The 21156-nt window shown below is 54.7% G+C and carries 22 protein-coding genes and 1 tRNA gene; 9 read left to right on the forward strand and 14 right to left on the reverse strand.

What is annotated here, in order from left to right:
- Positions 1 to 158: 158 nt before the first annotated feature.
- The 6 genes from msrA to pabB form a co-directional block, all read right to left on the reverse strand.
- A complete protein-coding gene (gene msrA, locus DG177_RS08435; protein WP_108811071.1) occupies positions 159 to 899 on the reverse strand; it encodes a peptide-methionine (S)-S-oxide reductase MsrA in 741 nt (246 codons plus the stop codon).
- A gap of 27 nt (positions 900 to 926) precedes the next feature.
- The gene (locus tag DG177_RS17710) at positions 927 to 1082 is read right to left on the reverse strand and encodes a hypothetical protein (protein ID WP_337658651.1); all 156 of its coding nucleotides are present in this window, start codon (positions 1080 to 1082) and stop codon (positions 927 to 929) included.
- Between the two features lie 436 nt (positions 1083 to 1518).
- Complete coding sequence (locus tag DG177_RS08440; RefSeq protein ID WP_108811072.1) at positions 1519 to 2721, reverse strand: aminotransferase class I/II-fold pyridoxal phosphate-dependent enzyme; 1203 nt, start codon at positions 2719 to 2721, stop codon at positions 1519 to 1521.
- 288 nt (positions 2722 to 3009) lie between these two features.
- A complete protein-coding gene (locus tag DG177_RS08445; RefSeq protein ID WP_108811073.1) occupies positions 3010 to 3312 on the reverse strand; it encodes a PhnA domain-containing protein in 303 nt (100 codons plus the stop codon).
- Positions 3312 to 4586, reverse strand: coding sequence for an O-acetylhomoserine aminocarboxypropyltransferase (locus DG177_RS08450; RefSeq protein ID WP_108811074.1), 1275 nt, complete (start codon positions 4584 to 4586; stop codon positions 3312 to 3314). Before DG177_RS08450 ends, DG177_RS08445 begins: the two co-directional genes overlap by 1 nt.
- A gap of 34 nt (positions 4587 to 4620) precedes the next feature.
- Positions 4621 to 6411, reverse strand: a complete 1791-nt coding sequence (pabB, locus tag DG177_RS08455; RefSeq protein WP_337658652.1) for an aminodeoxychorismate synthase component I — start codon at positions 6409 to 6411, stop codon at positions 4621 to 4623.
- Positions 6412 to 6483: 72 nt separating this feature from the next.
- Between pabB and DG177_RS08460 the strand changes: the two genes are divergently transcribed.
- Positions 6484 to 8436, forward strand: a complete 1953-nt coding sequence (locus tag DG177_RS08460; protein ID WP_337658653.1) for a S9 family peptidase — start codon at positions 6484 to 6486, stop codon at positions 8434 to 8436.
- Between the two features lie 4 nt (positions 8437 to 8440).
- Positions 8441 to 11098, forward strand: a complete 2658-nt coding sequence (locus DG177_RS08465) for a DUF2339 domain-containing protein (protein WP_108811075.1) — start codon at positions 8441 to 8443, stop codon at positions 11096 to 11098.
- Here DG177_RS08465 and DG177_RS08470 read toward each other — a convergent pair.
- Positions 11095 to 11973 (reverse strand): LysR substrate-binding domain-containing protein, encoded by an 879-nt coding sequence (locus tag DG177_RS08470; RefSeq protein ID WP_108811076.1) that lies wholly within the window; start codon positions 11971 to 11973, stop codon positions 11095 to 11097. The genes DG177_RS08465 and DG177_RS08470 overlap by 4 nt on opposite strands.
- Positions 11974 to 12084: 111 nt before the next feature.
- Between DG177_RS08470 and DG177_RS08475 the strand changes: the two genes are divergently transcribed.
- The 4 genes from DG177_RS08475 to DG177_RS08490 all read left to right on the forward strand — a co-directional run bounded on the left by DG177_RS08475 (position 12085) and on the right by DG177_RS08490 (position 14640).
- Positions 12085 to 13125, forward strand: a complete 1041-nt coding sequence (locus tag DG177_RS08475; RefSeq protein ID WP_108811077.1) for an alcohol dehydrogenase catalytic domain-containing protein — start codon at positions 12085 to 12087, stop codon at positions 13123 to 13125.
- 33 nt (positions 13126 to 13158) lie between these two features.
- On the forward strand, positions 13159 to 13584 hold the full coding sequence (locus tag DG177_RS08480) for a LuxR C-terminal-related transcriptional regulator (RefSeq protein WP_108811078.1): 426 nt from the start codon (positions 13159 to 13161) through the stop codon (positions 13582 to 13584).
- A gap of 120 nt (positions 13585 to 13704) precedes the next feature.
- Positions 13705 to 14235: a DUF4199 family protein gene (locus DG177_RS08485; RefSeq protein ID WP_108811079.1), complete on the forward strand. Its 531-nt coding sequence runs from the start codon at positions 13705 to 13707 to the stop codon at positions 14233 to 14235.
- 30 nt (positions 14236 to 14265) lie between these two features.
- Entirely contained in the window at positions 14266 to 14640 is a 375-nt protein-coding gene (locus DG177_RS08490; protein ID WP_108811080.1) for a VOC family protein, read from the forward strand.
- Between the two features lie 17 nt (positions 14641 to 14657).
- Here DG177_RS08490 and DG177_RS08495 read toward each other — a convergent pair whose 3' ends face one another.
- The gene (locus tag DG177_RS08495; RefSeq protein ID WP_108811081.1) at positions 14658 to 15338 is read right to left on the reverse strand and encodes a crotonase/enoyl-CoA hydratase family protein; all 681 of its coding nucleotides are present in this window, start codon (positions 15336 to 15338) and stop codon (positions 14658 to 14660) included.
- Positions 15339 to 15497: 159 nt separating this feature from the next.
- Positions 15498 to 15572: transfer RNA gene (locus DG177_RS08500), tRNA-Gly, on the reverse strand.
- Positions 15573 to 15816: 244 nt separating this feature from the next.
- On the opposite strand from DG177_RS08500, the gene DG177_RS08505 reads away from it, so the two are divergent.
- The 3 genes from DG177_RS08505 to DG177_RS08515 are packed head-to-tail and all read left to right on the forward strand — an operon-like array spanning position 15817 to position 17533.
- The gene (locus DG177_RS08505; RefSeq protein WP_108811082.1) at positions 15817 to 16728 is read left to right on the forward strand and encodes a tetratricopeptide repeat protein; all 912 of its coding nucleotides are present in this window, start codon (positions 15817 to 15819) and stop codon (positions 16726 to 16728) included.
- Between the two features lie 2 nt (positions 16729 to 16730).
- Positions 16731 to 17351, forward strand: a complete 621-nt coding sequence (locus DG177_RS08510) for an LON peptidase substrate-binding domain-containing protein (protein WP_108811083.1) — start codon at positions 16731 to 16733, stop codon at positions 17349 to 17351.
- Positions 17348 to 17533: a Trm112 family protein gene (locus DG177_RS08515; protein ID WP_108811084.1), complete on the forward strand. Its 186-nt coding sequence runs from the start codon at positions 17348 to 17350 to the stop codon at positions 17531 to 17533. The genes DG177_RS08510 and DG177_RS08515 overlap by 4 nt, the downstream gene beginning before the upstream one ends.
- 3 nt (positions 17534 to 17536) lie before the next feature.
- Here DG177_RS08515 and DG177_RS08520 read toward each other — a convergent pair whose 3' ends face one another.
- The 5 genes from DG177_RS08520 to argB form a co-directional block, all read right to left on the reverse strand.
- Positions 17537 to 18154, reverse strand: coding sequence for a MarC family protein (locus DG177_RS08520; protein WP_108811085.1), 618 nt, complete (start codon positions 18152 to 18154; stop codon positions 17537 to 17539).
- Positions 18151 to 18870, reverse strand: a complete 720-nt coding sequence (locus DG177_RS08525; RefSeq protein WP_108811086.1) for a hypothetical protein — start codon at positions 18868 to 18870, stop codon at positions 18151 to 18153. The genes DG177_RS08520 and DG177_RS08525 overlap by 4 nt, the downstream gene beginning before the upstream one ends.
- A 3-nt stretch (positions 18871 to 18873) precedes the next feature.
- On the reverse strand, positions 18874 to 19776 hold the full coding sequence (gene folD, locus DG177_RS08530; RefSeq protein ID WP_108811087.1) for a bifunctional methylenetetrahydrofolate dehydrogenase/methenyltetrahydrofolate cyclohydrolase FolD: 903 nt from the start codon (positions 19774 to 19776) through the stop codon (positions 18874 to 18876).
- On the reverse strand, positions 19773 to 20075 hold the full coding sequence (locus DG177_RS08535; protein WP_108811088.1) for a YggT family protein: 303 nt from the start codon (positions 20073 to 20075) through the stop codon (positions 19773 to 19775). The genes folD and DG177_RS08535 overlap by 4 nt, the downstream gene beginning before the upstream one ends.
- Before the next feature lie 109 nt (positions 20076 to 20184).
- Complete coding sequence (gene argB, locus DG177_RS08540) at positions 20185 to 21114, reverse strand: acetylglutamate kinase (protein WP_108811089.1); 930 nt, start codon at positions 21112 to 21114, stop codon at positions 20185 to 20187.
- Between the last annotated feature and the right edge of the window lie 42 nt (positions 21115 to 21156).

The raw sequence follows: 21156 nt of genomic DNA on the forward strand, positions 1-21156 counted from the left end.
ACCTACGACTATGGAAGCCAGCGCGATAGCAAACTCGAAACTTTGCGATACCATGGACTTACCCGTTCTGTCGTGCGATTCTTGCACCTGAATAACATGGCATAGCTAACGCTGGGTTAATCGAGCGCAACTTTCTGCGCGACTTCCACTTGCTGCTTTCAGCTTACGGGCTTGGCGCGATATTGTTTCGGGAAATGCCGCTTGAGGTTCGCAACCTTGGGCTTGTCCCAGCGTACGATGTAGCCCTGACGGGGGTTTTTCTGCATGAAATCTTGATGATAGGTTTCCGCCGGGTAAAAGGCCTTATAGGCTTCGACCTTGGTCACGATCGGTCGTTTCCAATATTTGCCTTTACCAAGCTGATAAAGGTAGGCTCGGGCTGCCCTTGCCTGGGCATTATTTGTTGGGATTAGCGCGCTGCGGTAATGTTTTCCGCGATCGGGACCTTGCGCATTTAATGTCGTGGGATCAGCCACCACCGAAAAGAAAACCTGCATCAATTCGCCATAGCTAACGACGCTGGGGTCATAGACCACCCGAACCGCCTCGGCATGATTGGTCAGGCCGGCGCTAACCAGCTTGTAGTTTGCACTGCGCTTGGTGCCACCATGATAGCCGGATGCGGCGCTGATTACACCTTTGGTATGTTCAAACACGCCTTCCACGCCCCAGAAGCAGCCACCAGCGAAAATCGCTACAGCGCGCTTGCCTTTTTCCGCTGCATTGATGCGCGGGGCTGGAATAATTGTTGCTTTTTCAGCCGCATGGGCTTCGCCGACAAACAGGCTTGCGGCGGTTTGCTGTTGGTCATTGGGTGACGCGTTGATACTGGTCCAAAGAACACCGAAAGTCGCCAGGCTGGCACCGGCAATGGCAAATTTGGGAAATAGCTTACTCATATCAAACGCCCCGTATTCTGATTTGACCTAGCTTACCGCATCAATACTGCTGACAGCGGATGACGCAGTTTGACTATAATCTTGCTGCTCATCATTCGGCTGCATGAAAAACAACGCCAGCGCACCCAACAAGAAGCCGCCGCTGAGGCTGTAGGTCAAATCTGATTTCAAAAAACTCGGCATGTCATTATCCTTGTGGTTACCCCCCTGTTCGGAGCGACCTCTGAATTGGTTACAGTTGTAATATAGGATTGCTTTCCCCGTTGTGAACATCATCACAGGGCGACATTCAGTTTCAGCGGGTGAAGGAATTGTTTATCTAACCTCAGCGCGGAGCGCGGGGATTTTTATTATTCCCTCAGGCGCCGGGCGGGCGCATCCGCGCCCTTGGCTACGCGCCATAAGGCGCGGCGGCCGGTCGGCCTTGCCTCGCTACGCTCGGACGATGCTCAATAAAGGTGCGCTCTTGGACGGTTCGGTCAAGGTCGCGCTGATCCGACGCATCGCGTCGGCAAGCGCGACTGCGCGCCCGAGCTTATGCGAGGAAAGCCAAGGGCGCAGATGCGCCCGCCCGGCGCCTGAGGGAATAAATAAGAGCTCGGTCTAACAAAGACTCCCTCTATTTCAACGCCGCACAGGCCCTTTGAATCCGCGTGCACGCTTCCCGCAATATCTCTTCCGATGTCGCGTAGCTCACCCGGAAAGCAGGAGACAAACCAAAGGCTGCGCCATGGACCGCGGCCACCTTTGCCTCATCGAGAAAATAACCGATCAGGTCCTGATCATTCTCTATCGTTGCACCTTTTGGTGTTGTCTTACCTATCAGCTCACTGGCATCAGGATAGACATAAAAAGCACCTTCCGGCGTCGGACAATGCAGACCCGGCGTATCATTCAGCATCGACACAACCAGATCCCGACGCTTCAGGAAAGCGGCGTTCCGGTCTGCCAGAAAATCCTGCGGACCATTGAGCGCCGCCACTGTCGCTGCTTGCGAAATAGAGCTGGGGTTGGACGTCGATTGCGACTGCAATTTTCGCATGGCCGCGATCAGCCATTCCGGACCGCCGGAAAAGCCGATCCGCCAGCCGGTCATTGCGTAAGCCTTGGAACAGCCATTGACCGTCAACGTGCGGTCGTAAAGTTCGGGACAGACCTGCGCGATCGTGGTGAACGGAAAATCGGCATACCAGATATGTTCATACATATCGTCGGTCATCACCATTACTTGCTGGTGCGGCAACAAGGCTTCGCCCAGCGCCTTCAACTCTTCACCGCTATAGGCAGCGCCGGTCGGATTGGATGGCGAGTTCAGGATCAGCCATTTGGTTTTAGGCGTAATCGCAGCGCTCAGCTGGTCCGGTGTGATCTTGTAATTCTGATCCGCACCCGCCTCGATGATTACTGGCTTGCCACCCGCAAAATTCACGATATCGGGATAGCTCACCCAATATGGCGCAGGAATGATAACTTCATCGCCCGCGTCCAACGTAGCGACCAGCGCATTGAACAAAGTATGCTTGCCGCCATTATTCACCGAAATCTGGGATGGCGTATAGGTTAAATCATTGTCACGCAGGAATTTGGCGGCCACTGCCTCTTTCACCGCCACTGTTCCATCGACAGTGGTATAGTTGGTGTCCCCATCCCGGATCGCCTTGATCGCGGCTTCCTTGACGAAATCTGGCGTATCAAAATCCGGCTCACCGGCGGACAGGCCAATAATATCAATGCCCTGTGCCTTGAGTTCGGTAACCCGGCCAGACATGGCCATGGTCGCGGAGGGTTGAATTCTGCCGAGGGCTTGGGAAAGTTTGGTCATGGGGTGGTCCTATCTGGAAGGCTTGCGGGGGATGCCTAATATCAATGAGAGCCTGCTGCAACAGAGAGATTGCCCGTTCCATCATTTTAATATGGTTTTAATTCGGCTCCCATCGAGAAATTATACAAATGATACGCATAACGAGGATGAAATTCGGGTAAGTGGAATGTCTGGAGCGGCAAGTCGCGCCGTCCAAACAGGGAGAGGCAACACCCGAAAAGGCCAGGATCGGTTTCATCACTATCCGAACTTACCAGAGACAGGCACCTGTAGGAAAGGCTGAACGGATCAGCTGCGCTTTTTTACAAATTCCGCACGCAGGACGAGCCCCTTAATCCCCTCATGCTTACAATCAATTTCCTGCGCATCGCCGGTCAAACGAATGGATCTGATCAGCGTACCACGTTTGAGCGTCTGCCCTGCCCCTTTGACCTTCAGGTCCTTGGTTAGCGTTACCGCATCACCATCGGCCAGGACATTGCCAACCGCGTCAACAACATCCGGTCCCTCGGCTTTGGCTGCTGCCTCTTCAGGGCTCAGCCACTCGCCGCTTTCTTCGTCATAGACATAGTCGCCGTCACCTCCTGCCATCACAGGGAATCAAGCGCCTGACTCAAGTCCGCAATGATATCGTCGATATGTTCAATACCAACGGAGACGCGCACGACATCCGGACCAGCACCAGCGGCAATCAGCTCATCACCCGACAATTGACTATGCGTGGTCGAGGCCGGGTGAATGATGAGCGAACGGGTATCGCCGATATTGGCGAGATGGCTGAACATCTTCACCGCAGAAACCAGCTTAGTTCCCGCGTCATATCCGCCTTTCAGACCAAAGGTGAAAACCGCTCCGCCTTTGCCACCGAGATATTTCTGCGCCAGTGCGTGATACTCACTGTCGGGCAAACCAGCATAGGATACCCAGCTCACCTCGTCACGGCCTTGCAACCATTGCGCCAGAGCCAGCGCATTGTCGCAGTGCCGCTCCATCCGCAGCGTGAGTGTTTCCATACCGGTCAAGACCTGAAACGCGTTAAACGGCGCCAGGGCCGGCCCGAGATCACGCAGGGACAATGCTCGTGCCGCCAAAATGAAAGCAACCGGACCAAAGGCCTCGGTAAACACCTTGCCGTGATAAGACGGATTGGGCTGATTCAGAAAGGCGAATTTCTCGCTTTTGGTCCAGTCAAACTTACCACTGTCCACGATCAGGCCAGCAATGCTGTTACCATGGCCACCAAGAAATTTCGTGCCGCTTTCCACAACAATATCTGCGCCATGTTCGATTGGACGGCAAAGCGCTGGCGAGGCCATGGTATTGTCGGCAATGAGAGGGATGCCGGCCGCATGGGCAATATCGGCAATGCCCGCAATATCCTGCACCACACCACCCGGATTGGCGAGGCTTTCGATAAAGACACAGCGCGTCTCATCGGTAATCGCGCCTTTGACCTCATCCAATATGTCGGCATCGACAAAGGTAACATTCCAACCGAATTTCTTGACGCTATGCCCAAGCTGGTTAAGCGAGCCGCCATAGAGCTTTTTCGCTGCGACAATATGTGCGCCAGGGTCCATCAGCACATGGAAAATCAGCAACTGTGCCGCGTGGCCGGACGCCACTGCCAACGCTGCCGCGCCACCCTCCATCGCGGCAATCTTACCCTCAAGCGCACCATTGGTCGGGTTCATGATGCGTGTGTAAATATTACCCACCGCATCGAGATTGAACAGGTCGGCTGCATGATCGACATCATCGAAAACATAGGACGCGGTCTGATAAATCGGCGTGATCCGTGCATTGGTGGTGGGGTCCGGTTCGGTTCCGGCGTGCACAGCCATGGTTTCCAGATGATCGGTCATGAGAATCTCCGCAAAAATATTTGATTTGAAGTTTTTAAACGAGCTTGGCCTTCACCAGACCTCTTAGGCTATTTCCGACATATAGTCCGCTGTCTAAATCTCCAGCCTGCAAATCGGCTTCGATCGCATCGCCGCTGGCCAATAGCTCTGCGCGCAAAATGCCCGGCAGCAATCCCCGTGAAAGCGGCGGTGTCAACAGCTTGCCATCGCACTCGACAAACAGATTCCAGATCGCACCTTCGGTCAGATAGCCCTCAACATCATGAAAGATCGGATGGGCTGCACCATCGACACCTGGCGCTGCGTAGAGACTGCGGTCGCTTGTCTTGTGATGCAGACGATAATCCTGCGGGTCTGCTGTCATCGGCACCAATTGGATCGGTACCGGTTCGCTGAGCGCTTCCGGCATCGGTTGCAGCTCTATGGCAATGGCCCCGGAACGCGACAGCATCAACCGAACCTTGGCGGGCTTGTCTTGATGAAAGGTGATTGCCTGTATCGTGTTGCGCGCTGCATGCCGGTCAAATTCAAATTCCAGTGCAGCAGCACTGGCCTTCATCCGTTCGAGATGCGCCTCAAGCCGGACTATGCCGGATTCCGGATCGAACGCCATTGTCTCGATCAAATCAACGGGAATGCTATCGCCTGACACCTGTCGCACGCCATCGTCCAAAGCTGCAAATCTCCCTTTGGCAAGACATTCTTGCCACTCGTCGCCCCCAACAGAGTCGGCTACTATGCCAGAGCCCAAGCCGATGGAAAGAGTTTCCTGCCCCTCGCCCAGAAAGAAAGTCCGGATCGCGACATTAAATGCCGTGTCACCGCTCGCATCAATCCGGCCAATAGAGCCGCAATAGATACCTCTCTGTTCTGATTCCAGCTCGTCAATAATCTCCATCGCCCGGATTTTAGGGGCACCGGTAATAGATCCGCACGGATATATCTGGCGCAACAGGTCCACCACGGTGCGCCCCTCAGTCAGCTGCGCGGTCACAGTCGATGTCATCTGGTGGATTGTCGGATAGCTCTCGATATGAAACAGCTCAGGCACTTGTACGCTTCCCGGCTGTGCAACTCGTGACAGATCATTGCGTAGCAGATCGACGATCATCAGATTTTCGGCGCGCTGCTTGGGATCACTTTGTAGCACTTCGCGAACAGCGGCATCGGCTTTTTCATCAGTAACCCGGGCGGCTGTGCCTTTCATCGGCTTGGCGGTAATCCGTCCCTCTTTCATTGCGAAGAACAGTTCGGGGGAAAAGGACAGCATCCAGTTTCGGCCATCAAACACCACGCCGCCATAACCAGCCTTCGCGCGGTCGCGAATAGCGGCATATAGTGCTAATGGATGTCCGGCATAGGCTGCATAGGACCGGAAGGTTAGATTGGCCTGATAAATATCGCCGGCATGAATGTAATCCTGCACTTTGGCGAAGGCCCGATCATAATCTTTTCGCGTCATGCTAGGTTGTATTTTCCCTAACCAAGCGCCTTGGGGATCGGGCAATTGCTCAAGCACCTGATCCGGTTCGAAAAGACTATAATCCTTGAACAACCCAAACCACGCCAAGGGGCAAGGTCGGTTATCTGGAAGGTGGCCGACCAGCCGATCCTCCAATGCCATTCCCGCTTCATAAGACATATATCCCGCCGCATGCAGCCCGCGCTCTTGGGCTGTGGCGAGCCTGTCCAACGCCGGCTCCAAATCATCGCGCGTTCGTGCTGTGATTATCTCGACCGGGTCCTTGTAGAGACGCGCAGGGGCCGCACTGCCGTCCGCACGGGCATCGTCAAGCAATATCATGGGGCCACTATCAGCGATCATTCCCCTCCCCTAATTGCTTTTCATGCCGTTCGTCCATAAGCATAAACAAAACGAAACAGGGAAAGGCGCCAGATGCGCAATTTATTTTTCGGCGCGTTGGTCGCTGCGTCAATGCAACTCTTCGTTCCGTCCGCTCTCGCCGCCGACAAAACCACTGACGCCATTGCCGCCAAACCTGCAGCGCTGGTTGCGGACCAGGTCCCGGACATTCCGATGGCGATTGTTGAAAAGACCCGTCCCTATATGGAATTTCGCACCGCCGGCTTTGTCGATTGGGACCCCAAAACAAAAGCCATGATCGTGCGCACACGCTTTGCCGATACCAGTCAGCTGCACCGGGTCGCCGAACCACGCCGCGAGCGCGAGCAGCTGACCTTTACCGATGAACCTGTCCGCTCCGCCAGCTATGCGCCCGATGGATCTTTTCTGCTGTTTCAAAAAGATACCGGTGGCAATGAAGTGAACCAGATTTTCAAGCTGGAAGACGGTGTCGCGAAAATGCTGACCGACGGAAAGAGCCGCCACAGTCTTGGCCCATGGTCTAACAAGGGAAATTTGCTAGCCTTTGGATCGAACAAGCGCACTGGCCTCTATAATGACATTTATCTGATGAATCCGGCCAAACCCGATAGCGCCACGATGCTGGTCGCGTCTACCGGCGGTGGCTGGTTCCCAATTGATTTTTCCCCAGATGACAAACATCTGCTGGTGTTCAACTATGTCTCGATAACCGACAACCAACTTTATTTGATAGACATTGCCAACGGAACGTCCCGCAAATTGACCAACAGTAGCGCGCCGGTCGCTTATAACGGTTTGCAATTTGCACCGGACGGACGGCTATGGGCCGCTTCTGATGACGGTAGCGATGTCCAAAGACTTGGCACGGTCAACATTGAAACGGCCATGTTTGAACCTGTCATCGATGAAAAAATTTGGGATGTATCCGATTTTGACATCAGCAAGGATGGTCGCTGGATAGCCTATGAAGTCAATCAGGCGGGTCAGTCCATCCTGAAAATCTATGACATGCAATCAGGTGCTGTGCGTACCGTTTCAAGCCTGCCTGCTGGTGTCATCGGCAGCCTGAAATTCGCGCCTTGGGGGGAATTGGGCTTCACCCTCAATGCCAACCAGACCGGCAGCGACAGCTATAGTATCGACCCTGAAACACTGAAAATCACACGCTGGACCAGGAGCGAAACCGGCGGACTCGATGCAAAGAATAATGTCATGCCAGAGCTTGTCGAAATAACCAGCTTTGATGGCGAAAAAATGTCCGGTTTCCTTTACCGGCCGGACCCGAAAAAGCATATAGGCAAGCGCCCGCTGATCATCAATATCCACGGCGGGCCAGAGGGTCAGGCGACGCCCCGTTTTCTGGGCCGCAACAATTATCTGATCAACGAACTCGGCGTTGCCATTTTCTATCCCAATGTCCGCGGTTCCACCGGCTTCGGCAAACGGTTTGTTGCACTCGACAACGGACCGTTTCGCCGCGAAGACAGCGTGAAAGACATCGGCGCCTTCCTGTCCCATCTGCGCAAGGATAGTCAGATTAACCGGCGGCGCATTGCAGTAACCGGCGGCAGCTATGGCGGCTATATGACGTTAGCCTCCATGCTGCGATATGGAAACACGTTAAAAGCAGGTCTTGAAGTTGTCGGCATTTCCAATTTTGTCACCTTCCTCGAAAATACCCAACCTTATCGCCGCAATTTGCGCCGGGTGGAATATGGTGACGAGCGCATACCGGAATTGCGGGCTAAGCTAGAAGAAATCAGTCCATTGCGGCGCGCCAATGAGATCAAAATTCCGTTGATGGTCGTCACCGGCGCCAATGATCCGCGCGTTCCCGCCAGCGAAGCGGATCAGATTGTAGCAGCGGTGCGGGCCAATGATCGCCCCGCCTGGCATCTGCTTGCGAACAATGAAGGACACGGATTTCGCAAAAAAGCAAATGCGGACTATCAGTTCTGGGCATCGCTGCTATTCTGGCAGAAATATCTGCTGAACGGAGATTAAATGTATGGAAATACTAGCTATTTCAGGAATTATCCTCCTGCTGGTTCTGGTATTTGATACACGCAATGTCATCGCTTCGCTGCGCAAACGCATTGAGATCCTCGAGAATCAGGAACGGCAGGTTGCGGTCGCAGACGAACAGACGAATGCCGCAGAACCTGCCAATCCGGCTGCACCCGAGCCCGTGCCTGAGGCACCTGTAGCGCGGGCAGCCAAGGCAGCGGAAAAACCTGAAAAAATTGCCACACCAGCGCCGAAGCAACCATCTCGACGTGTCTATGCGCCCACTTCACCGCCACCTCCGGCATCTCCGGCCAGCACAGAGCCACCACAACCCCGCCCGAGCGCCGCGAAGAGATTTGAAGACCTGATTGGTGGCAAGCTGCCAATCTGGATAGGCGGCATCGCTCTCATATTTGCAGGATTTTTCCTTGTTCGCTTTTCGATCGAAGCCGGCTTGTTCGGCCCGGCAGCGCGCTGCATCACAGCAGCCCTGTTCGGCCTATTGCTCATCGGTCTGAGCGAATTTGGCTACAAAATTCCGAAATTCGGCAAGATATTCACCGATGACGTGCGCATTGGCCACAGTATTGCTGGCGCCGGTATCGCGGTACTCTATGCAACGCTGTACATGGCGAGCGAACTCTATGGTCTGCTTGGCCTCTATACCGCGCTTGGCGGTGTCATTGCCGTCACCATATTGGCTTTTGTCCTGTCGCAGCGTCACGGACCACCAACAGCGATCATGGGCTTGCTCGGCGGTTTTGCAGCCCCCTATGTCGCGGGATTGGGCCCGGAATCGGTTGCGCCGTTACTCATCTATCTCGGCGTATTTACCGCAGGCTTGTTTGGCCTGGCGATCCATCGCGGCTGGGCCTGGCTGGCACTGCTCGCCACTGGTGGTAGCGTGATCTGGACGACGGCACTCTTGTTCATGGACCTCAGTGGCGACGTACCCTTTGTCGGCGCATTTATCGTGTTGTTGGCTATTGGCGGCGTATTGACCCTATCGCGCACTGGCACCAGCTTCGGCATTCCCAAACCGGTTATGCAGGCTATCCCGCTAGGCGTTGGCCTGTTGCAGCTGGTCACTCTGGCGCCGCTGATAGAATTCTCGCTGATCAGCTGGCTGTTCTTTGCGGTTCTCGCCATTTTCTCCATCGCTCTCGCATGGCGCGATAAAGGCCTAACGCCCGCCGTTGCCGGTGCGCTTGGCCTATCTCTGGCGATGGTGGCCACCGCCTTCGCCGATACCGGCGCCGAGCCCTTGCAGCTATACGCAGCTGTCGGTCTGGCTGTTCTTTTCGGTGCTGCCGGACATGTATTTGCTCTGCGTGAAAAGGACGGCTGGATATGGGCCCTGATCGGCCTCGCTGCTCCGACCGCCATGTTGCTTCTGGTCTATGGTTTGGGTGATCTGGGCTGGAGCCAGAATAGTTGGGCGGCGGCATGCCTGTTGACCGCCGTCACCACCGGGCTGATGGCTTGGCGGACGCGCACAGATGCAGCCGTTCTGCCGCCACCAATGGCGAGCGGCCTGACCGCAATATTGGTTGCCCTTGCTCTTTGGATATGGACACCGCAAAGTCTGGGCGCCCTGGTCGCAATCATGGTGGCTGCGGCGCTGGCCTTCTGGGCACGCTTCATTGGCCGCAAGTCGGTCATCGTGCAATCGGCCATCGCGATCGGCATTGGCGGCCTGATCATGCTGGTCGAGGGTTTTGGTTTGATTGAAGCCCTATTCGGATCGCTCGTCGGCGAAACCGATCTCTTCAGCTACTTGCCAGAGATCGGCCCTGCGGCCATCGAACTGCTGCTACCTGCCCTGGCCATTGTCGGCATAACCTATTTCTTTCGCGATAATTTTGGCAAGATCGTCGCCAAAATCATCGCAGGCATCGGACTGATCGGCACGGGGAGCTTCATCTATTTACTGCTCAAACAGCCGCTTGCCATCGGTCCAATTCAAGATTTTGTGGCCTATGGTTTTGCCGAGCGGGCCGTCTTCACTCATTTGCTCGCACTTTCCGGATGGCTAATACTCCGACAGCAGTGGGGCGAGAAGCTGGCGACACCGATGAAATCCTTGGGCATTGCGTTGGCCGGACTGGCGCTCGCCCGCTTCGTCTATTTCGATATCCTGCTGCTCAGCCCGACTGCCGTCAAGCAGGCCATGGGTCCCGCACCAATTGCCAATTTGGGAACGCTCCACTTTGCGGCAGCGATGCTATGGCTCTGGCTCTATGCAAGAATGGAAATAATAGCGACGGCGATGCCGAAGCTGATGCGACCGCTGGAGATTGCCAGCCTCCTTGCTGCTATTGCTGCGGTGATGGTCACTGTGCGTCAGGCGGTCCATGGCACCGATATCGCCAGCCCGCCGTTCACCTCTACCGAAACCTATCTGTATAGTGCGGGATTACTTGTCCTGGCCATTGCCTGGTTGGCGCGCGGGATACAGACCACCAATGCGCTGCTACGAATTGCCGGATTGCTGTTGCTGACCCTGGTGACGTTCAAGGTTTTCCTGATCGATGCCGCGCAATTGGAAGGCGTCTTACGCATCCTGTCATTCCTCGGTTTGGGTATCGCGCTTATCGGGATTGGCTGGATATATGGCAAGGTCATGCGGGCCGGCGAAGACGAAGAACCGGCGGTTTAGTCTAGGCCAAAGCTGTCACGACAGCATTTGGTGATCCACGCCCCTACCGCCTTGATCTGGGGATTGCGCCGGTTGTCACGGTGAAAGACAATCCACGGCTTTCGTGGCGGAGTCGGCGGTGATGCAATCGCGACCAGTCCATGACGCCGGGCGAGAAAATCGGGAAGCATGGCAATGGCCGCGCCGGATTTTGCCATTTCAAGCAAGGCGTAAACACTACTGGTTTGCGCCGATAAAGACTGCGGCAATCCTAGTTTCTTCATCCAGCGCAATTCCGGTATATCGCCAAATTTATCGTTCAAACCGACCAGTTTTTCTTCATACAGGTTGAGGGCGTCGGGCGAGCGCCCCTTCAGATAGTCCGGTGAGACATATAAGCAAGAGGTGATTTCTGGGAGGCGTCGGGCAATCAAACCTTCACTTTTGGGTCGCATCAGCCGGATAGCAATATCCGCCTCACGCCGATTAAGATCCGCCAGTTCTGTGGACATGGTCAAATCGACAATCAGCCCAGGATGTTGCGCCAATAAATTTGGCAAATTTGGTGCGAGTATCGCAGATACCATTATTTCGGTCGCCGATATCCGGATCGGAAGCGCCCGCCGGCCCGATTGCAGCGAAAATGCTAGCCGCTCCATCTGGAACAGATGATCACCGCCGGCTTTGGCCAGCCCGAGCAATTCCTCACCCTCTTCGGTTAGTGTGACTCCGCTGGGGCCGCGCAGAAGCAGTTGCAGTCCTACCGCTACCTCCAGCGCATCAATTTTGCGTCCTAAAGTGGCGTTGGACATATCCAGTGCGGCAGCCGCCGCCATCAGCGACCGTTTCTCAGCCACTTCGATGAAGCAGCGCACTGTATCCCAATCGATAGACATGAAACGCCTATATACCGGCTACAGATTTACATAAATGAAAAACTATTATTCATATTTGTCATTCCGCGCGCTGCCAATTTACCCGATCATCAGCGCAAAAGGAACATCATCATGACCAGTATGCAGCAACTCACTTTCATCAAACCCAAGCAGTTTGAATGGCACGAGGTTCCGGCAGCAACCATCGAAAATGCTGGCGAAGCTATTGTCCGGCCGCTTGCCGTTACCCGCTGCGATCTGGATCTGTATATGGCCAGCGGCATGTATCCGATGAAAGGGCCATTTGCCTTTGGTCATGAAATTGCCGGTGAGGTGGTCGAGATTGGCGATGGCGTAACAGGCTTTGTTCCCGGAGATCGCGTAATCGTGCCGTTTCAGATAAATTGTGGTTCGTGTGACAATTGCCGGCGGGGCTGGACCAATGCCTGCACCACGGTCGAGCCTTTTGCGGCTTATGGTTTCGCGCCCACAGGTGATCGAAAATGGGGTGGCGGATTGAGCGATCTCGTCAACGTGCCTTTTGCTGACGCAATGCTGGTGAAAATTCCGGACAATGTTTCAATCACTAGCGCGGCGGCGATCTCTGACAATGCGGGCGATGGCTATCGTACCGTGGCAGAGCCACTGGCACAGCGGCCGGGGGCAGACATATTAATCGTCGGCGGCCTAGCGCAGAGCGTTGGCTTGTTCTCCGTTCAAGCGGCCCGCGCGCTCGGGGCAGGCCGGATCGTCTATCGTGACTATGATGCCGACCGGCTGGCCAAGGCCAAGGCACTGGGCGCAGAGGCTATCCAGACCCAATATGGCCCAGACTTGCGAGCAACCGAGGAATTCCCGATTGTCGTTGAGGCAGCCGGCCTGCCCGATGCCCTTGTCTTTGCGCTGCGATCCACACAGCCCTGTGGAATTTGCAGCGGCGTGTCAGCGGGCATGAGCAATCAGACCAATATTCCGCTGCGCTCCATGTATATGAAAGGGATCACCTACACGATCAGCCGCGTTCATGCCCGTGCGGAAATCGACCATCTGCTCGACTGCGCCCATTGCGGCAGCATTACGCCGGATGAGGTGATCACCCGTTCTGTGCCCTTTTCTCAGGCAGCAGATGCCATGATGGATCCGGATATCAAGATCGTTTTTGAAAGGGATTGACGCAGCACGGCTTATCGCTGATCAAAGATCAGCATGACACGGCCGGGTTTCAGCATCATCCTGATCTATGCCCTGATTTTGGGCTTGGCGGCTTTTGCGCTGCAGTGGCTGGAATACCGGTTTTTCATGCAGAGCATTTCAACCGAGCTGTACATCGTCGTGCTGGCAACTTTGTTCGTATCTTTGGGAATATGGGTTGGACATCGATTGACGGCCAAGGAAAAGGCCAAAGCCTTTGAACGCAATGGTCCGGCCCTAAAATCTCTTGGCATTTCAAACCGGGAGCTGGAAGTACTCGAAGCCATGGCGCAGGGGCAATCCAATAAGGAAATGGCACGTACCCTTGGTATTTCGCCCAATACAATCAAGACCCATGTGGCCCATTTGTTTGAAAAACTGGCCGTGGACCGGCGCATGCTGGCTATAGAAAAGGCGCGATCACTGCATCTCATTCCGTAGTGCCAGAGGGTGAAATTCGCAAAATCACCCATCAGGGTGATTTCCAGAGCGAGGTTTTTGCGTTTAGACTATACTCCATCAAGGCCGCTCTGTCGGTCTCACCGAGGGGGAGTGTTGATCATGTTAAGAATTTCGGTTGTCTATGGCGTTCTATCGGGAACGATTGTCATATTGTCGATGCTGCTTGGCATCATTTCGAGCAATGGTCAGGGCTTCTACGCCTCCGAATATTTCGGATATCTGATCATGCTGGTGGCCCTGTCGATGATTTTTGTCGGGATCAAGCGCTACCGCGATCTGCATCTCGGCGGTGTGATCAAGTTTCTTCCCGGCTTCGGTCTTGGTCTCGCCATTTCAGCGATAGCAGGTGCGATCTACGTTTTTGTCTGGGAGATGTATTTGCTCAGCACAGATTTTGCCTTCATCAACGAATATACAGCTGGCCTGATCGAAGCGAAGAAGGCCGAGGGTGTAACCGGCGCTGCGCTGGACAAGGTGATTGCGGAAGCGGAGCAGTTAAAGGTCAACTACGCCAAGCCCTATATCCGCTTGCCAATGACCTTCGTCGAGATTTTTCCAGTTGGCCTGATCATCTCTCTCATTTCCGCAATCTTGCTCCGTAACCCGAAATTATTGCCTGCAAAGGCCTAGATTCTCACCCAAACCGTGAAAGGAATATATATGCAACTCGGTACCTTTTCGATCAGCCTGTCCGTCAAGGATTTAAACACCTCCGAGGCCTTCTACGAGAAGCTCGGCTTTACCAAATTTGGCGGCGATAAGAGCCAGAACTGGTTGATCCTGAAAAATGGCGACACGGTGATTGGCCTGTTTCAGGATATGTTTCCGGACAATATCCTGACCTTCAATCCAGGATGGGATAGCAATGCGGAGACGCTGGATGACTATACCGATATTCGCGACCTGCAAAAGGAACTGAAAGCCAAGGGCGTGGAATTTGCCACCGAGGCGGATCCGGATGGTGAAGGCCCTGCCAGCTTCACCATAGTAGATCCCGATGGCAATCCGATCCTGGTCGACCAGCATATTGGTTAGGACGTGATCGGCAGCCCCTAAAGGTTGGGATGATTGCCGATACTCGCCCTGATCGCATCGAGAGTGGGTTTGCGCAGTGCGGCCTTTTGATAGGCATAGGCACGGGTCGACAATGATGTGAGCTGTCCGGCAATTGCCAATGATTGTTCAACCACCTTTTCCGGCGCAGTCAGCATATCAAGATAGCCCGCCTCCACGGCACCCTTCGGGTCATAGATAAAGGCCTGCACCATGGCTCTGGTCAAGTGATGCGGGCTTAACCGATCCCGCGCCAGTTCGAGCGCAAAGACTGGCAATTTCATGCCCGTCGCTGATTCATTGGCACCAAGTTTGAAATCCCCTTCTGCCCCGACGCGTGTATCACAGGCGAGAAGCAGAAATGTACCCATCGCAATAGCATGGCCCGCACAGGCGCCAACCACCGGCAAAGGACCACCATAAAGGCGCAACAACAGTTCACTGGCCCGGTCCAGCAATCGCGCGGCATCTTCAGGTTTGAAATTCGCCATCGCTTTCAAATCAAAGCCGCCAGAGAAACGCCCCTCTCGCCCGGCCAGAACAATCGCCTTGGCATCAGATTCGGCTTTATCAAGCGCATCATTGAGCGCCAGCATCAAATCAAAATTGACCGCATTGGCCTTGCCATCATCCATGGTGATCAAAGCGACATCGCCATGTTTATCGACCGTCACGCTCATGTTGTTTCTCCTGAACAGTAAATTTAACTGTTCGATTAAATCACTTAAACCCTCAGGGTCAACCGCAAAACTACTAGCATTTCCGCAGGTCTGGCGACAATTTTGACGAGACCCAGCCGTGCCGTAACGGCATCACAATTTCAGAATTTCGAAAAAATCTGGAGCGGGCGAAGAGATTCGAACTCTCGACCCCAACCTTGGCAAGGTTGTGCTCTACCCCTGAGCTACGCCCGCTCGGCGCCGCTGTGACATCGGGTTATTTGCTATCGTCATCAGCAGTTGAGGCGCGCGGTTAGCATGCGTTATGGGGTCCGGCAAGCCCCATTTTTCAATCCTGGGCCATGAAAAGTAAAAATATGCTTGGCTTTGTCTGGTCCATCCCCACATAAAGCCCGGATATATAAGAAAACCGGACGCGATTCCCGCCGGAAACGGCTCGAGAGAATGGCATCGAAATATTAAGGTACAGGAGCAGCAATTGGCGACAGCAGGTTTAACAGTAGACGAACAAAAGGCGGTTGAAGAGTTTCAGCAAGCCGTAGTCGCGCCTAGCATGGACAAACTGGTGATCCTGGATTTCTGGGCAGAATGGTGCGGACCGTGCAAGGCGCTGACCCCCGTGCTTGAGAAGGTCGCCGCCAATTATGCCGACAAGGGCGTGATGCTGGCAAAGGTCAATGTCGATGAAAATAAATTCATCGCATCACAGTTTCAGGTCCAGTCGATTCCCACTGTTTATGCGATATTTCAAGGCAAACCGGTCGCCGACCTGACGTCTGCACGGACCGAGAGCCAGTTGGGACAGATTCTCGATCAGCTGCTGGAACAGCTTCCGGTTGGCGCAGGAGGTGGAGAACCGAAACAAGACATCGCTCCGCTGCTGGCCATGGGTGAAGACGTGCTCGGTCAGGGCGATGGCGAACGGGCGGCAGGCATCTTTGCCCAAATCGTTGATATGGCACCTGATAATGCCGAAGCGGTCGGCGGATTGATTCGCGCGATGGTGCTGGCAGGCCACCTGCCTGAAGCCGAAGCGGCTCTCGCCGGAGTTCCCGAAGCCATGGCCAGTGATCCTGCGATTGAACGTGCTGGATCTGCCCTCGCATTGGCAAAGGACAAACCGGATGACAGCGCGGCGGCAGCCTTGCAATCTGCCGTTGATGCCAATCCCGGCGATCATCAGGCGCGCTTTGATCTCGCCAGCGCAATGATAGCATCAGGCGACCATGATGGCGCTGCAGAGCATCTATTGACAATTATTGAAGCCGACAAGGAATGGAATGAAGGGGCAGCGCGAGCAAAACTGCTGTCGTTGTTCGAAGTGGTCGGCCTTGAAGACGAATGGGTTTCAGCAACACGGCGCAAGCTTTCTGCGATATTGTTCGGATAGATATGACGGATAGCAAACGCATCTCCATATTTCCCCTGGCCGGCGCATTGCTGTTCCCCGGCATGCATCTGCCGCTGCACATATTTGAAGAGCGTTACCGCGCACTGATTAACGACGCGATGGCCCGGGATCGGCAAATCGGAATGATCCAGCCGAAAACGGATGGAGATGTGCCGCAACTGTTCGACATCGGCTGTGTTGGCAAGATTATCGACATTGAAGCGATGGATGATGGTCGGTTCAATATCGTGCTGGAAGGCGTTTCGCGGTTCAAGGTGATTGAGGAGCTAGATGCGTCCACGGCTTTTCGCCAAGTGCTGGCGAAAATCGAAGAAAATGCGGAACTGGACGAGGTACTCGCCAGTGCCGAACGGGCTGCACTGGAAATTGAATCGCGCAAATTTGCTGATCTGCAGGGCTATCAGGTCGACTGGGACAGCATCGGACGGCTCGATGATATGTCCTTCGTCAACGGCATTGCCCAGATTGCTCCTTTTGACGCCGCGTCAAAACAGGCCTTGCTCGAAGTCGACGGATTGTCCAATCGCGCTGAACTGATCATACAGCTGCTGGAATTTTTTGGACGGCAGGATGGTGATGAGGGCCGGGTTACCCTGCAATGAGCAACCAGCCGACCGGTAAGTTTGACGTCACATTACTGGACATATTGGTCTGCCCTGCGACGCGAAAACCGCTGGTCTATGACGCCGACGCACAGGAGCTGATTAGCGATGCGGCTGGCGTAGCCTATCCGATCAAGCGCGGTATACCGGTAATGCTGATCGAAGAAGCCCGCAGATTATAGGATTCAAAAGCTCGCCTTGAGCCCGTCCACCACAAATTGAACCGCGAGCGCGCCAAGCAACACGCCAAGTACGCGGGTAATGACCTGCTCCACTTTATGACCCAATATCCGCATCATTGGCCCGGCGAGAAGCAGCCCAGCGAGCGTCAGCAGCAAAACCGCGCCCAAAGCGCCTAGAATCACGAACGTGCTTTCGAGACCTTCATGCCGCGCCATCAGCAGCATCACCGCGGCAATTGACCCGGGTCCGGCAATCATTGGCATCGCCATCGGAAAAATCGAGACATCCTCGATTTCCGGCTTATCAATAATATCCTGCGCCCGATCTTCGCGGCGCTGGGTGCGTTTTTCAAACACCATTTCCAATGCGATGATGAACAGCATGATCCCGCCGGCGATGCGGAAACTGTCAAGGCTGATCCCCAGCGCGCTCAGCAATTGCTCGCCAAAGGCCGCAAAAACCGCGAGGATAATCGCTGCGACCACAATGGCGCGGATCGCCATGTTGCGGCGCTGTTTGGCCGTGGCATCGCCCGTCAGACTGGCATAAATAGGCGCACAGCCGGGCGGATCAATCACTACGAAAAAGGTGATGAAGGCGGAAACAAAAAGCTCGGTCATTGAGACGGCGCTGCCACGTCGTCAAACACGACATCTTCCCATTTGGAGCCATTCCACAGGCGAACTACCAGCGAGCGGGACTGATCGGCGGAACTCTCCGCGCTCCAGAATAATGTACCGTCAATCGAAGAACCGATCTTGTTCTTCTCGCCTGCCTCAACCGCCCCGACATCGGCAATCGTATCTTTCGAACAGCTCGCAACTCTGGTGGTGACAAAATCCGGTTCTGCCAAAGGTTTGTCCAATGGCACGCCATGGTCAAATACCCATTTCCACTCGACTTCTTTGCCGCGCTGACGCCGGTTTTGGGCGTCCTGCTTCTCCCAAATGGTCGTGAAATAGCCGTTACCACCGCTGGCACCTTGCCAGGCTCCCGTCGCGACGCCCATGCTGCCATCGCAGGACATGAAAATCTTGTGCGCCTGCCATTCGGTTGCGCGCGTTGGATCCGCCTTGCCTTTCAGCCACACTTGCGCACTCACAAGCTCTGGCGTGAACATGATCGCGTCAGCGGCGGCGGTTTCGCGAAACGCTGTCCATTGACCTTTTTCTCGGGCCAGTCGGGCAAAGGCCAGCTCCGCCTTGACGATATCGCTGGGATTGGCGACAGGTTTACCGGCGGCTCGCAAAAACCGCTCACGGTCATTTGGCCGGCCGTTACTGGCACAGCTTGCCAACAACAATGCTATTCCCAACGCCGCAAATAGCTGTTTCATGGATTAAAGTCCTTCGGGCTTAGAAAGGCCTGCACGCGCGGATGCGGCAACCAATGTGTTACGCAATAGCACAGCAATAGTCATCGGCCCAACCCCTCCCGGAACAGGCGTGATCGCTTGAACATGATCCATCGCTTCGGCCGTGGCAACATCACCGACCAATCGGCCTTTTTCCTTGCCCGCTTCGGGGGCGAGCCTGTTGATACCGACATCAATCACCACCGCACCGTCTTTCAACCAGTCGCCCTTGACCATCTCGGCGCGGCCAACGGCGGCAACCACGATATCTGCGCGGCGGACGACATCGGGTAAATCACGCGTCCGGCTGTGCGCCATGGTCACGGTACAATTTTCAGCGAGCAGCAATTGTGCCATCGGCTTGCCAACCAATATCGACCGACCCACGACGACGGCGTTTAGTCCTGACAGATCACCAAGCTGATCCTTGAGCAGCATCAAACTGCCAAGCGGTGTGCAAGGCGTCAGCGCTTCCTCACCATTGGCCAGCCGCCCGGCATTGATGACATGCAAGCCATCGACATCCTTGTCCGGATCAATCGCCATAACGACAGCTTTTTCATCCAGATGGTCCGGTAGCGGCAGCTGCACCAATATGCCATCAACAGCATCGTCAGCGTTCAGTTTTTCAACCAATGCGATCAGGTCTGCCTGCGCCGTATCAGCGGACAGACAGTGCTCAAAGCTTTCCATACCGGCGGCCACGGTCGCTTTGTGCTTGGATGCGACATAGACCTGGCTGGCAGCGTCATCGCCGACAAGCACCACGGCAAGCCCTGGCGCCCGGCCTGTTTGTTCTTGAAATTTCGGAACTTCGGCCTTGATGCGTTCGCGAAGGCTTGCGGCATAGGCTTTGCCGTCGATTATCGTCGCCCCGTTCTTGGTCATAAAACAGGAATGAGCGCCGCACCGAGCGGAGGAAGAATGGCATCCTGCAAGATAATGATGCCGATAATCACGACCATCGGCGTCAGATCAATCGATCCGAAGTCGGGCATGATTCGACGGACAGGCCGGTAAATCGGAGCTGTCAGCGCATCCAATGTAGTCCAGATCGCTCGCACAATGTCATTTTGCAGGTTGATTACGTTAAATGCGAGTAGCCAACTCATAATCGCTTGCACAATGATGACGGTAATAGCGACATTCAACAAAATGCCGATAATCTGAAACAGGGCGAAAAACATGAACCGAAACCTTTTTATCTCATGATGGCCATTAAACGATAGTGGCGCACAATGCCAAGCAATCTATGCCATCAAATTAGTGTATCAATAATATAATACAGTTCGGCAATTAATCAACCGTTTCAAAATCATCGCGGATCAGGGTACCAGCACCCTTGCTGGTGAAGATTTCCAGCAACATGGCATGCGGCACACGGCCATCCAGCACAACTGCGGCATCGACACCCTTCATCACCGCATTAACGCAGGTTTCCAGCTTGGGAATCATGCCACCTGATATCGTGCCATCTTCCTTGAGTCGTTTGATTTCGCCGGGGAAGAGGTCGGTTAGCAGCTCGCCCTTCTTGTCCAACACACCGGCGACATCGGTTAACAGAAACAGACGCGAGGCTCTGAGGGCGGCGGCAACAGCACCGGCCATGGTGTCGGCGTTGATGTTATAGGTATGGCCATCCTCGCCTACCCCAATCGGAGCGATGACCGGAATCATGCCTGCGGTCGAAATGGTATCCACGACGCTCCGATCGACTCGCTTTGGTTCGCCGACAAAGCCGAGATCAATAATCCGTTCGATATTACTGTCTGGATCGCGCGCAGTGCGGCGTAGCTTGGCGGCTTTTACAAAACCGCCATCCTTGCCGGATATGCCAATCGCGCTGCCACCGGCTCTTTCTATCCAGCTCACCAGCTCCTTGTTGATCGCGCCAGACAAAACCATCTCGGCAATCTCGGCGGTTTCCTTGGTCGTGACTCGCAGCCCGTCGACAAACTCGCTTTCAACGCCAACCCGTTCCAGCATCGCACCAATTTGCGGACCGCCGCCATGGACAACGACCGGGTTGATACCGACGGCTTTCAACAGCACCACATCCTCGGCAAAATTGCGTGCCAGCGCGGGATCGCCCATCGCGTGGCCACCATATTTGACGACAAAAGTCTTGCCCGCATAGCGCTGCAAATAGGGCAAGGCCTCGGTGAGCGTTTCAGCCTTGGCCAGCATCGCAGGATCGGGCGCGTGATTATTTGCTTCTTCGGTCATGCTGTCTTTCAATCCAGCTTCACGCCAATTGCAACATGTTTA

It is taken from the genome of Sphingorhabdus sp. Alg231-15 (assembly GCF_900149705.1).
In the GTDB taxonomy this organism is placed as follows: domain Bacteria; phylum Pseudomonadota; class Alphaproteobacteria; order Sphingomonadales; family Sphingomonadaceae; genus Parasphingorhabdus.

Excerpts from the sequence above, each read along its gene's own strand:
- DG177_RS08460 (WP_337658653.1), top strand. The coding sequence starts at position 6,484 with ATGCGCAATTTATTTTTCGGCGCGTTGGTCGCTGCGTCAATGCAACTC.
- DG177_RS08475 (WP_108811077.1), top strand. The coding sequence starts at position 12,085 with ATGACCAGTATGCAGCAACTCACTTTCATCAAACCCAAGCAGTTTGAA.
- DG177_RS08520 (WP_108811085.1), bottom strand. The coding sequence starts at position 18,154 with ATGACCGAGCTTTTTGTTTCCGCCTTCATCACCTTTTTCGTAGTGATT.
- DG177_RS08480 (WP_108811078.1), top strand. The coding sequence starts at position 13,159 with ATGACACGGCCGGGTTTCAGCATCATCCTGATCTATGCCCTGATTTTG.
- DG177_RS08535 (WP_108811088.1), bottom strand. The coding sequence starts at position 20,075 with ATGTTTTTCGCCCTGTTTCAGATTATCGGCATTTTGTTGAATGTCGCT.
- DG177_RS08495 (WP_108811081.1), bottom strand. The coding sequence starts at position 15,338 with ATGAGCGTGACGGTCGATAAACATGGCGATGTCGCTTTGATCACCATG.
- DG177_RS08445 (WP_108811073.1), bottom strand. The coding sequence starts at position 3,312 with ATGGCAGGAGGTGACGGCGACTATGTCTATGACGAAGAAAGCGGCGAG.
- DG177_RS08450 (WP_108811074.1), bottom strand. The coding sequence starts at position 4,586 with ATGACCGATCATCTGGAAACCATGGCTGTGCACGCCGGAACCGAACCG.
- DG177_RS08440 (WP_108811072.1), bottom strand. The coding sequence starts at position 2,721 with ATGACCAAACTTTCCCAAGCCCTCGGCAGAATTCAACCCTCCGCGACC.
- DG177_RS08465 (WP_108811075.1), top strand. The coding sequence starts at position 8,441 with ATGGAAATACTAGCTATTTCAGGAATTATCCTCCTGCTGGTTCTGGTA.
- DG177_RS08490 (WP_108811080.1), top strand. The coding sequence starts at position 14,266 with ATGCAACTCGGTACCTTTTCGATCAGCCTGTCCGTCAAGGATTTAAAC.
- DG177_RS08510 (WP_108811083.1), top strand. The coding sequence starts at position 16,731 with ATGACGGATAGCAAACGCATCTCCATATTTCCCCTGGCCGGCGCATTG.
- DG177_RS17710 (WP_337658651.1), bottom strand. The coding sequence starts at position 1,082 with ATGCCGAGTTTTTTGAAATCAGATTTGACCTACAGCCTCAGCGGCGGC.
- DG177_RS08525 (WP_108811086.1), bottom strand. The coding sequence starts at position 18,870 with ATGAAACAGCTATTTGCGGCGTTGGGAATAGCATTGTTGTTGGCAAGC.
- argB (WP_108811089.1), bottom strand. The coding sequence starts at position 21,114 with ATGACCGAAGAAGCAAATAATCACGCGCCCGATCCTGCGATGCTGGCC.
- pabB (WP_337658652.1), bottom strand. The coding sequence starts at position 6,411 with ATGATCGCTGATAGTGGCCCCATGATATTGCTTGACGATGCCCGTGCG.
- msrA (WP_108811071.1), bottom strand. The coding sequence starts at position 899 with ATGAGTAAGCTATTTCCCAAATTTGCCATTGCCGGTGCCAGCCTGGCG.
- folD (WP_108811087.1), bottom strand. The coding sequence starts at position 19,776 with ATGACCAAGAACGGGGCGACGATAATCGACGGCAAAGCCTATGCCGCA.
- DG177_RS08515 (WP_108811084.1), top strand. The coding sequence starts at position 17,348 with ATGAGCAACCAGCCGACCGGTAAGTTTGACGTCACATTACTGGACATA.
- DG177_RS08485 (WP_108811079.1), top strand. The coding sequence starts at position 13,705 with ATGTTAAGAATTTCGGTTGTCTATGGCGTTCTATCGGGAACGATTGTC.
- DG177_RS08470 (WP_108811076.1), bottom strand. The coding sequence starts at position 11,973 with ATGTCTATCGATTGGGATACAGTGCGCTGCTTCATCGAAGTGGCTGAG.